This is a genomic window from Cobetia sp. cqz5-12 (assembly GCF_016495405.1).
Taxonomy (GTDB): domain Bacteria; phylum Pseudomonadota; class Gammaproteobacteria; order Pseudomonadales; family Halomonadaceae; genus Cobetia.
Window position 1 is genome coordinate 2,773,243 of record NZ_CP044522.1, and the last position, 11,847, is coordinate 2,785,089.

At 61.7% G+C, this 11,847-nt stretch carries 7 protein-coding genes; all 7 read right to left on the reverse strand.

What is annotated here, in order from left to right:
• Window positions 1–2: 2 nt before the first annotated feature.
• The 7 genes from F8A90_RS11590 to F8A90_RS11620 all read right to left on the reverse strand — a co-directional run bounded on the left by F8A90_RS11590 (window position 3) and on the right by F8A90_RS11620 (window position 11,165).
• Window positions 3–1,145, reverse strand: a complete 1,143-nt coding sequence (locus F8A90_RS11590; protein WP_200017259.1) for a DegT/DnrJ/EryC1/StrS family aminotransferase — start codon at window positions 1,143–1,145, stop codon at window positions 3–5.
• Between the two features lie 168 nt (window positions 1,146–1,313).
• Window positions 1,314–2,624 carry an exopolysaccharide biosynthesis polyprenyl glycosylphosphotransferase gene (locus tag F8A90_RS11595; protein ID WP_233593302.1) on the reverse strand — a complete coding sequence of 437 codons (1,311 nt, stop codon included), beginning with the start codon at window positions 2,622–2,624 and terminating at the stop codon, window positions 1,314–1,316.
• 55 nt (window positions 2,625–2,679) lie between these two features.
• Window positions 2,680–4,899 (reverse strand): polysaccharide biosynthesis tyrosine autokinase, encoded by a 2,220-nt coding sequence (locus F8A90_RS11600; protein WP_166018428.1) that lies wholly within the window; start codon window positions 4,897–4,899, stop codon window positions 2,680–2,682.
• Window positions 4,900–4,989: 90 nt separating this feature from the next.
• Window positions 4,990–6,108, reverse strand: a complete 1,119-nt coding sequence (locus F8A90_RS11605; RefSeq protein ID WP_166018430.1) for a polysaccharide export protein — start codon at window positions 6,106–6,108, stop codon at window positions 4,990–4,992.
• Between the two features lie 1,590 nt (window positions 6,109–7,698).
• A complete protein-coding gene (locus F8A90_RS11610) occupies window positions 7,699–8,808 on the reverse strand; it encodes a glycosyltransferase (protein WP_233593652.1) in 1,110 nt (369 codons plus the stop codon).
• 126 nt (window positions 8,809–8,934) lie between these two features.
• A complete protein-coding gene (locus F8A90_RS11615) occupies window positions 8,935–10,116 on the reverse strand; it encodes a glycosyltransferase family 4 protein (RefSeq protein WP_200017261.1) in 1,182 nt (393 codons plus the stop codon).
• Window positions 10,113–11,165, reverse strand: a complete 1,053-nt coding sequence (locus tag F8A90_RS11620) for a glycosyltransferase family 2 protein (RefSeq protein WP_200017262.1) — start codon at window positions 11,163–11,165, stop codon at window positions 10,113–10,115. The genes F8A90_RS11615 and F8A90_RS11620 overlap by 4 nt, the downstream gene beginning before the upstream one ends.
• Window positions 11,166–11,847: the final 682 nt, after the last annotated feature.

An 11,847-nucleotide genomic window follows, 5' to 3' on the forward strand; every position in this document is an offset into this window, starting at 1 on the left:
GATCACGCGGCCTTGACGTGGCGATTGACGATGACGCGCACCGCGCCGAGGATCTCGCTGACCTCAAGCCCCGAGTAGAGCGGCAGACACAGGATACGACTGGCGATATCGGTGGAATGCACGATCTGCGGGGTGATGACACCCTCGTCCTGCAATTCGGCGGCGGACCGCCCGAGGAAGGACAGCGATTCCAGCGACGGGCAGAAGTAACGCCGTGCCAGATAGCCTTCCTGCTGCAGGCGCTGCATCACCTCGAGCAGCATGCTTTCGCTTTCGAGAATGATCGGGAAGTAGGCGTAATTCAGGCTGGCGCCGGTCTGGCGGGTCTGCAGCTGGACATTGCCGCGCAGCGCCTGGGCATAGGCATGCCAGACCAGCGCCCGGCTCTCCAGATTGCCTTCGATCTCATCCAGCACGCACAGCCCCATCGCCGCCTGGAATTCGTTCATCTTGGCATTGATGCCCAGCTCCTCGATGCACTCCGGGCCGGTGATGCCGAAGTTGATCAACTTGCGGGCACGCTCCAGGTCTTCCTTGCGCTTGAAGATGATCGCGCCGCCTTCGATGCTGTGGAACAGCTTGGTGGCGTGGAAGCTCAGGGTGCTGGCATCGCCATGTGACAGCAGGCTGTTGCCGCGATAGGTCACGCCGAAGGCATGGGCACCGTCATAGATGACCTTGAGATCATGCGCCTCGCCCAGCGCATCGATGGCCTCGACATCACAGGCATTGCCGAACACGTGCACCGGCACGATGGCACGGGTGCGTGGCGTGATGGCCGACGCGATGCGCGCGGGGTCCAGGCACAGGGTGTCAGGGTCAATGTCCGTGAACACCGGCTGCATGCCCTCCCACTTCAGGCTGCTGGCGGTAGCGATGAAGGTGAAGGGCGTGGTGATGACCTCTGCCGATTCGTACTGGCCCGGCATCTGGGCGATGCCCAGCGCGCGATAGGCGATCTGCAGCGCCAGGGTGCCATTGCTGACCAGCAGCAGGTTCTCGACGCCCAGATAGGTCTCCAGGCGCCGCGTGAGCTCCTGCTCGAGCGGACCGTGGTTGGTCAACCAGCGCCCCTCGAAGATGGAATCCACATAGCGGTCGAAATTCTCCCGCTCCGGGAAGTAGGGACGCGTCACCGTGATCATGATATCGACTCCTTTCGTACATCATATGAAGGTTGGCTCTGAGAGCAGGCGAGTGCCCGGTGCAGCGCTTTCGCTGCCGGGTTCCTCTGGCAGCGACTCGGTACACGTTTCAGAGAATGGCCGCACACTCGCCTGCGGAGACACTCGTCTACAGATGGTTCAGGCCGCTCAACGCGAGCCGTTGCCGCTGATCACGATCTTGATGGTGCGGATCACCACCAGCAGATCGAGCCAGAAGGAAAAGTGCTTGATGTAGAAGAAGTCGTATTCCAGCTTGCGGATCATGCCTTCCACTTCAGCGGCGTAGCCCTGCTCGACCTGCGCCCAACCGGTGATGCCCGGACGCACGACATGGCGGTAGTGGAAGAACGGCACGTCCTTGCGATACCAGTCGGCCAGGTTCATCGACTCGGGGCGCGGGCCGATCAGGCTCATGTCGCCCTTGAGCACGTTGAACAGCTGGGGCAGCTCATCGAGACGGCACTTGCGGATGAAGCGCCCGACTCGCGTGATGCGCGGGTCACTGCCTTCCTGGGTGAAGCCCGCGCCCTTCATGCCGTCATACATGCTGCGGAACTTGTAGACGGTGAAGGGACGGCAGTGAAAGCCCATGCGCGGCTGGCGGAAGATCACCGGTCCGGGACTGTCGAGGCGTATCGCCAGCGCCGTCAGCAACATGACAGGCGCCAGCAGCGGCAGCATGAGCGCGGCGACGGTGAAGTCCATCCAGCGCTTGATGACCTCATAGTCTTCCCGCGGCGTCAGCGAGCCGAACTCGTTGGCATAGAGGTGATCGAGCAGCACGCGACCGGTGATCATCTCGTGGGCATGGGTGGCGTGATAGACCGGAATGCGGTGGATGGTGCAGTCGGCCAGGAAGCTCTCCCACTCGCTGGGCAGCTCACCGCGCAGGTCCGCCACCACGCCATCGATACGCGGCAGGCCGACCAGGTCCGGCCCGCGCAACGACAGCCACTCGACGCCCGGGCGGGTACACAGACTCGGTGCCTTGCCGTAGGGCACCACCGCGAAGCGCATCCGGCGCACCCGGGTGTCGATGTAGTAGTAGGCCGTACACAGGCTTACCGCGAGCAGGAAGGACAGACCGACCTGGTGACGCGAATACTCAAGCCCCAGCACCCCCAGCACCATCATCAAGGTCAGGTAGGAGATGACGATCGCGGGTACGACATAGAGGTAGGAGCGCGTGCCCGGCAGGCGGGACAGGCGATTGACCGCCGTCACCGACAGGGTGTACGCCACGCCGGTACCCAGCAGGGCATGCCACTGATCATCGCTGGTCAGCCACCAGTGGGTGCCACCCTGCATCAGCTGGTTCAACCCTGCCTGGTAGAGAGCCGGCGCGATGACCACCACCAGCATCCCGAAGATCAGCTGCAAGCGCTTGCTGGCCAGCAAGCGCTCGTAGTGATGCGAGTAACGCCGCTGGTGCTCCATCGACAAGGGTATACCGCTCATCGTGCTTACCTCCTCCGTGATTCAAGCGTCATGAGAGCTGCCAAGCGAGACGATGTCAGGCGTAGCTGTAGTTGTAATAGCCGTAGCCATGCTTGTCGCCGGCTTGCGGTTCGATGGCATTCAGGATGGCGCCCTTGACGTGAATGCCATTGTTCTCGAGCTTCTTGCGCGCATGCTCGAGTTCGCGCACCTGGTTCATGCCAAAGCGCGCCACCATCAGACTGGCGCCGACGTGACGACCGATGATCAACGCTTCGGTCACGGCCAGTACCGGTGGCGTGTCGATGATGATCAGGTCGTAACGCTCACCGAGTTGCTCCAGCAGCTCGGCGAAATTGGGCTGCATCAACAGCTCCGACGGGTTGGGCGGTGCGACACCACGGCCCAGGAAATCAAGATTGTCGATGCGCGAGTGATACAGCACGCTGTCCAGCGGACTGGCACCGCTGAGCACATCCGACAGACCGCCTTGCTCGGAGGTACGCTGGAAGGCGTGATGCAGGTGACCACGGCGCATGTCGGCATCGATCAGCAGCACGCGCTGACCGGCCTCGGCACTCACCGCCGCCAGATTGAGGCTGACGAAGCTCTTGCCGATGCCCGGGCTCGGTCCGGTGAACATTACCGACTTGCGGCGGTTGTCGAGCAGAGCGAAATGTAGACTGGTGCGCAGGCTGCGCAGGGCCTCGATACTGATGTCCGACGGCTGGGAGGTGGCCAGCACCCCCTGATAGATCTCGCGACCGCCCTTCTCGCCCTTGAGGCGCACGCGGCGCATCATGTTGTGCTGCTGTGGTGACAGCGGCACCGTGGCGTAGACGGGCAGGTCCAGTGCCTCGATCTGCTCGGCGGTATCGATGCCCTTGCGCATCGCATGACGCAGCAGTGCGGCCAGCGCGCCCAGCATCAGGCCGATCATGCAGAACACGGCCAGCATCAGGGATGTCTTCGGCGAGATGGGCACTGGCTGCAGAACCGCCGGATCCAGGATGCGCACGTTGCCGACGGTGCCGGCCTTCTTGAGGCGCACTTCCTCGCGCTTGTTGAGCAGCGCGACATAGATTTCCTGGCTGACGGTGACATTGCGATTCAGGTTGAGCGCCTCGCGCTGGGCGGCCGGCAGTTGCTCGGCCTGTTTCTGCACGCGTGCCTTCTCCTGATTGAGCGAATCACGGCGTGCCACCAGCGCCCGATAGGCCGGGTGCTCGCTGGTGTAGGCACGGGACAGCTCGGCCAGGCGCAGCTTGATCTCGGTCAGCTGATTGTCCAGTCCGACGAGATTCTCCATCACCTGCTGGCTCTCGGCGGTCAGATCGACCGAGTCGCGACGTCGACGATAGTCGTTGAGTGCCGATTCGGCCTCATCGAGCTGGCCACGCAGTGTCGGGATCTGGTCGCCCAGAAAGCCCAGCTGATTGTCAGCCTCGGCGGATTCCCGCTCGATGTTCTGCTGCAGGAAGACATTGGTGATGGTGTCCAGGGTATTGACGATGGCGGCCTGGTCACTGCCGGACAGGCTCAGCGTGACCACCCCGGTGTCGGTGCCATTGCGCACGGCGGTGAAGCGCGACTTGAGCGAATTGATGGCGCTCAGGTCCGAGATGCTGGTCAGGGTGAAGCGTGCACCGGGTTCGGCTGACAACTCGCGCACGAAGACCTTGATGCCCTCCGCCAGCGCGTTCTCGCCCACCTTGCCATCGACGATCGGCTGCCCCTCGGCATCCAGCAGTCGGTAGCGCTCATCGCCCAGTGCCTCGAGGGTCAGCGTCTGCTGCTGCCACGGGCCGCCGAGCTCAAGTGTGGTGACCTTGAGGGTGTCATCGCCCCAGGCGTAATCCTGGCCGCCGAGGCTTGCCGGCAGGCGCAGATGGCGGTTGGAGAGCCAGTCACCGATGACCGGGTAGCGCACCGGAGAGACCACGATATTGAGGCGCTCGCGTTCCACGGCCTGGCCCAATACCAGTCGTGAGGCGAGAATTTCCAGCTCATCGCTGGTGCTGCTCTCATCACTGCCGGTCGCCTGACCGGCCAGCGGCCCCAACAGGCTGGCGCTGCCGCCCTTGTCCTCGATCTGGATCAGGGAATCGGCCAGGTAGATGCGTTGCTGGCTACCGACGAGATAGATACCCAGCAGGGTGAACAGGAGCGTGCTGCCGATCAGCCACCAGCGTCGATGCCAGAGCAAGGCGAGAATGGTGCTGAAATCGAGTCGGCGCGTGGTGTCCTTGCCAGGCTGTGCAGAAGAGGATGGCATGGGAGAGGTGTACTGATTCATGACGCCGCCTTGAGTAAACGATTCAGGCCCGGCAGGCAGGTGATACGGCAGGTCGCGACGCGACCTGCCATGCGGGAGTGGGACATGACCTCAATCCTCGATGTCATCGATGACCGAGACGAAGGCCCCGGTGCTGGTCACGGACGGCAATAGCTGACTCAGCACACGGTTCCAGCGGCTGACCGGCGCGGCGGTCACATAGACCACATCACGCGGTTGCAGCGGGAAGCGCGCGCCCAGCATCAGCGAGGTCGCATCCGAGATATCGAGAATGAAGACCGTGGCCAGCTTGTCGGACTCCGGCGAATTTTCACGCACCACGAAGACGCCTGACGGATTGGCGCGGTCCTCATCGACCCCGCCGGCCCGCGACAGCGCATCGGTGAGGCTCAGACGTTCATTGCCCACCGGCATGTTGCCGGGCTTGAGTACCTGACCGAGCACGAAGACGTTCTGGTCTTCCGCCACCGGCACATTGATCACGTCGCCATCCTTGAGCAGACGGTTCTGACGCATGTCGCCCTGCTGCAGCAGCTGATAGAGACTCAGGTGCTCCTGCTGGCCGTCGCGCGTCAGCGTGATGTTGTGGGTATTGGCCAGTGCCGTGACGCCGCCGCTGGCACTGATGGCATCGATCAAGGTCAGCGGAACATCCGTGACCGGCACGAAGCCCGGTTCGGTCACGGCGCCACTCAGATAGACGCGCTTGGAGCGGAATTGCGCCACCGAGACATTGACCTGCGGCTCGGTGATATAACGGGACAGCCCCGCGACCAGCGCGGCGCGCACCTCATCCACCGTCATGTCGCGAATGTTGATGCGCCCGACATAGGGGTAGAACAGCGTGCCATCCGGCTGGACGATGTAGGTCAGCGCCTCGACCGTCTGACGCTGCACACCGCTTTCCTGGGCCAGGTCCAGCGGCGTGCTCAGATTGATGGCCAGAATGTCGCCGCCGCCCACGCGGTAGACATACTGCTTGATGTCATCGACCAGCTCGGGCGGCGCGGGAGCGGTCCGGGCGGGGCGCGCACGATAGTTGGAGATCAGCCCGGGGGTGATCGGCGTGACTTCCACCTGGTCGGTCAGCGGCGCGACCTCGGCTTCATAATCCATGTGCCCACCGGGTGCGAAGGCACACCCGCTCATCGCCAATATCACGGCGGCAAATGAGAACGCCCGGAGCGTCGTTCTGACCGGTATATCCATATCCTGTCTCTTCCCCTGTGATCCTGACCGCTACCGCCAGGCGCTGTTTCGGCACGCTACCGCCCTGAGGAACTGGCGTTCTCCCCTGCTGCCGATAGCGGCGCCCTGTTGGCGTACATGTCATCTGTCATGGAGTGGTCACGCCTGCCCTTCGATACCCCTGCGATATCCACGGACACACGTCAGGCATGTGTCCATGACACATGCCCATGACCGAACTCCGAAATGGAACGTTTATTAGTATTTTAGTAATTCACTACCAGTCATCTAACACACGAAACATATTGCATTGATCGACTTTCTCATCAATCAAGACAATATGACTCATTTGATTAACCGATACTTATAAGCTTGATCGCACCATCACTATTGATGACTTGTTTCTTGCACTTTTATTGACATTTCAGTTCAAGCGCCTCGTGGATTGAACCTGTCAGAGGCCACAGTCGACTGAAGGTTTGTGCAGCCCCTTCAAGCAGGTGAGACCTGACGATCTCGTTGGCGAGTCAGCTGCCACGGCAGCGTCAGAACGGGATGAGAATTCATGCCCGCATGCATTCCATGGAGAGGCGCGATGATAGAGGTGCAACGCTCGATTGCCCGGATGTGCCTGCGCAACCTGCCCGACCTGGCAGGCAGCGCGCGACCTCGAATGAGGCGAGCGCCCAGAGTCCCGAAAGGCCAGGAACACGCCGCTTTCGCGTGAGGCACCGACGGCTTCGTCAATCACGCCTGATATATCAAATCCATTTAATACAATAATTTACTGACATTCTCTGCCTGATCTGACGCACTATCCTGCACGTCTTCCGGCAAGCTCGGGTCTGACTGACCACTCGGCGGCAATGCCCTGACTCCAGACTTGCCCCCCGGACTTGATGCCTTCTCATGAGGCATTTCGCCAACCCCGGTGTCGCACGCTGGAGAGGTACCTCACCCCGCCTGACTGGCCATCTGCGAGGCCCGTCCTGCTCTTGTGTCACCCTTGTGTCGCTCGACTCTTGCGTATGTGCGCATGCTGTCTCCCTTGGCCATGTCCGACGACCTCGACAGATCTGCACATGACGCACGTCGCAGCGAAGAGCACTTGGCGCTTTACCGACGACATTTGATTCGCCAATAAGCGACATTACTGTCCCCTCTTCAACAGGGCTGATAATAAATCAATTGACTTCAACAGCAAGGACTTGTCATGTCGTCGAGACGATTGTACTGGCGGTGGTAACTTTAAGCTGCTTCCCCTAATCCTCATCATTGGCAATCGGGTACCTGACAGACGGCAGATTACCCTTAGCGCATCTAATGCAAATTGCGAAATCAAACTACTTTAATTCAGCAGCAACTCATCATCTGACTCATCGTTGCAGAATGAGAAACCCCAACCTCACTTTGCACACACCTCACACATGCCACGCAGGTGCCCGGATACGCCCCAATCAACTCCTGAAAGACGAAAAGGCCAGGGGGTGGTGTCAGCGGCACCCCCTGGCCTTTCCAATTGCGTTCATGACCTGCTCAACGTGGCCGGCTTTCCTGAACATGCCTTTCCTGAACATGCCTTTCCGTCACTTGGGTGTCCGCTGCGGACATTCAGGGCGTCACCTCCAGCCCTGAGGTGTCCTGCGCTGGCTGGTGGCTGCCATACAGCGCCAGATGCCCACTGAGAGCGGTATCGATATGGTAACTCGCCCCATAGCGGCGCGCGTTGCGGGCGAAGGCACGCCGCAATTCAGCATCCCCCACCAGTCGGCCCAATGCCTCGGCGTAGCGCACGGGCGTGTGCTGGTCGACCACCAGGCCGTTGCCGACCCGATGCACCACCTCGGCACAACCGCCGACATCGGTGACCAGTACCGGCAGGCCACTGAGCGTCGCCTCCAGCAGCGAGATCGGCAGGCCCTCCCAGGCGGATGACATGATGAAGGCATCGGCGCTGGCCAAAAGGCCTGCTACATCCGAGATATTGCCCAGCAAGCTGACCTCATCATTGAGCCCGAGCGCCTCGATCTGCGCCACCAACTGCGCCTTGTGTGGCCCCTCCCCGGCAATCCTGAGCCTGAACGCCAGGCCCTGCGCCTTGAGTCTGGCGCAGCTTTCCAGCATCAGAGGGTATTGCTTGGCATCGGTCAGACGTCCGATCGCCGCCAGCTGCACCGGGGCCTGCTGATTCGCCTCCCGCCAACCACTGGCCTTGAGGCGCGCCCCGGAGACGGCGTTGTCGATCTGTACCACCGGACGCGCCGCAATCGGTGCCAGCTTGTCGGTGCAGGCGCGACAGATACCGACGTAGGCCGCCACACGACGATCAAATAGCCGGAACATCCAGGCCGGTGCGCCCAGTTCGATACTGTGCACCGTCATCATCACCGGCAATTGACGCGGCAACCCAAAGGCGAACATCAACGCGTAATACAGGTGGCAGTGCACCACGTCCGGCGCGAAGCGCGTCACTTCCCTGCGCAGCCTCGCCGCGCCTCGCCACGGGCGGCGGCGTGTCTCGATGCCCAGAAACGAGTAGCTGACATTGCCGGCACTCAGCTGGCTCAGAAAGCGATGCTCGTATTCGAGGTCACGACCGCATTCCGCGGCGGTTTCCAGAAAGGTGATATGCACACTGTGGCCAGCGGCCACCATCGCCAGACTCAGGTCCTTGACGTAGACCTCGGCGCCGCCAGAGGCGGGAGTCGAGATGACATGCATGATTCTCACGGCGATAGCCTCCTGCTGTCGTTCATGAAAAAAGTGAGGGCGGCTGCCCTCACTTGTCTGTCCACTATCGGTATTGCCTGCCACCGTCACCCAGGCGCCAACACGGCGGCCAGCCGCTCAGATCACTTTCAACAGCGCCGGGGCTTCCAGACCCTCAAGCACCGTGCGCCAGCTGGCTTCGACGGTATTGCGGGAGAAACGGTCCAGCCCGTAATCCACATTGGCGCGCAGCCTCTCGAGCACCGCCTCATCCCCCAGCACCTCATCAAGCTGACGGGTCATGGCGTCTACATCGCCCTGCGCGACCAGATAGCCATTGACGCCATGCTTGATGATCTCGCCTGGCCCGGCCGGGCACGCGAAGCTGACACAGGGCACACCACAGCTCAGCGCCTCGACCAGCACCAGGCCAAAGCCCTCGAAGCGCGACGAGAGCACGAACAGGTCCGCCGCGGCGTATTCGCGCTGAATGTCCCGGCATTGGCCCGGCATCTGCAGCTGATGGGTGATCTTCAGGCGCTCGGCCTGCGCCATCAGGGCGCCACGCTGTGCCCCCTCGCCGACGATGCGCAAGACCCAGCCATCACGGGTCGCCTCAGGCAACGCCGCCCAGGCCTCGAGCAGCAGATCGAAGCCCTTCTGCGGTTCGAGGCGACCGACGGCCACCGCCACCTTGGGCGATTTGGCGCCGCGTGACTTCGCCACTTGCTCAGCACTGCCACCACGACTCTGGGACGTCTGGCGCTCGGCGGCGACATGCTCCAGCGGATTGAGGTTGGGCACCACGCTGAGTCGCTCGCGCGCCGCTGGATGCAGCCGCTCCCAGTACTGGCGATCTTCATGCGACAGCACCACGATGCGGTCGGCGCGATGCGCCGCCAGACGCCGCGCCGTATCACGGCGGGCAACGCCGAGATCCGAGGTGGCATTGAAGTGCTCCCAGCACAGGTAGCGCGTGCGGCGACAGAGCAGCGTCGGCAGCAGGAAGGGCAGGAAGCCGATGCTTTCGACCACCACCACCACATCCGGGCGCTTGCGCAGCACCACCCACAGCAGACGCAGGAACAGCCACAGGCCACGCACGGCGCCCAGATGCGAGCGCTCGGGATAGAGTGATTCGTGCGCGATATCGTCATGCAGCGGATAGGGACTCTCCGCCGGGCCATATTCGCTGAGGATCTCGACCTGATAATCGCCACTGGCGGCCAGCATGTTGGCGGTATCGGCGCAGGCACGCTCGGTGCCGCCGGTGCGTGACTGGGCACCGGTATAGAACAGGATATGTCTGTGAGTGCTCATGAGGCGTATTGGCTCCGGCGGACAAGTTGCCGGGACAAGGCCGGGCTCACTGCATAGCTCATCAACAGCGCCTGCTCCTTCAGCGAGAGCTGGCGCAGAGATGACCAGGACGCTTGTCGCACCTGATCGAGCACGACCTTGCGCACTCGCGAATCATCCGCCGTCTTGTTGATCGCCTGACGCATGATGAAGCTGACGCCGACGAAACGCAGGCCGCGGATTTCCAGCAGGGCCATGCCGTGCGTCGCGGCGAAATGCTCACGATAATGCTCCGCGAAGACCCGCCAGCTGCGGTGGAACTTGTCCAGCTCCAGGTTGCTGAACGGCTTGCGCGTCAGAGAACCATCGCTGCGCTTGTCGAAGTAATACAGCACCTCGGGCAGATACAGCACGCGCTCCGCGCGCCCGAACAGATCCAGGTTATAGAGGCCATCCTGCGACACGGGCAGATCAGGGAAGCTCAGCGAGCAGGCCAGATCGGCGCGGATCGCCTTGCCCCAGGGGGACGACACGATGGTGTCATGCATGAAGTCACGAAAGGCGCGGGCCAGCGGGCGTTCCTCTGCCTGCTGGCAGAACGCCAGGCTGTCATGATCGCCCTTGGGGCCCTGCAGGCAATAACGGAAGACCACCGCCTCGGGCGAATCGAACGCCTCGATGCGGGCCTGCAGAATATCCAGCGCGCCGGGCGCGAAATGATCATCGGCGTCACAGAACAGCACATAGCGGCCGGTAACCAGGCTCAGACCATGATTGCGCGTGCCGCCCGGCCCCATGTTGCGGGAGTTGCGGCGCAGCACCAGCCGCCCGGGGATGTCAGGCATCTCGCCGGGCGGCGTGGACACTGAGGATTGCTGCTCCATTTGCTGCTGCGCCTGTCGCTCAGCCCACAGGAATCCATCATCCGTCGAGCAATCATCAATGATGATATGTTCATAGGATGCCTGGTTGTCACGCAAGCTGTTGATACAGCGCGCAAGACCATCCCCTGAATTGTGATTTGGCGTCACGATGGAAAAGTAAGGCGACTTCCCTGTATAGCGTTCCATGCCCTGCCTTCTTTATTGTTCACTGTCATTGACCAGCACAGCCGACCAGCGCCCGCGAAGCAGAGCACACACTGCACTGAAGAGTGGGTCAGTTCTTGCGACTGACTTTTATTCGCAATTTCTTATATTTTAGTGCTTGATGCCCGATCATCTGACAGAAGCTGAACCTGCACTGAAGATGACAGGTGAGCGACGTCGCCCTGAGGAGTGGACACTGGAGAGATGACCGCTCGTGAGAAAGGTGGTGGCAGAAAGTGGCAGTAAATGGCGACACTTCCTGCCCCGCCGTTGACCACAGACTAATAATCCCCCCCAGCCCAAACAAGCTGCGCTGTTGCCAAAAGCCGAAATCATGAGCGTTTATGCGCCAATCCTCCGGCAACTCATGCCAGATACTGACAATCAGTGACTACTGAAATACGCCCCGCCCACTGAGCCAATTGAGCCAGCGCGACCAAAACCATCATGCTCGCTCCCCTATGTGACGCACATCAACGTGAGCACCTTGCACGAGTGTCATACTGCCGGAGCGCGATGCAGGCTATGATGGCAGGCATTGGTCGGCCTGCCCGCACGCACACTGCCCTACTCTCAAGCTTCCTTGCCTGCCAACGCCACGGCGTCGCACATGATGGAGCCAGAGACGCCGTGCCCTGTCGTTCTATCCCACCCTGCCCACGGA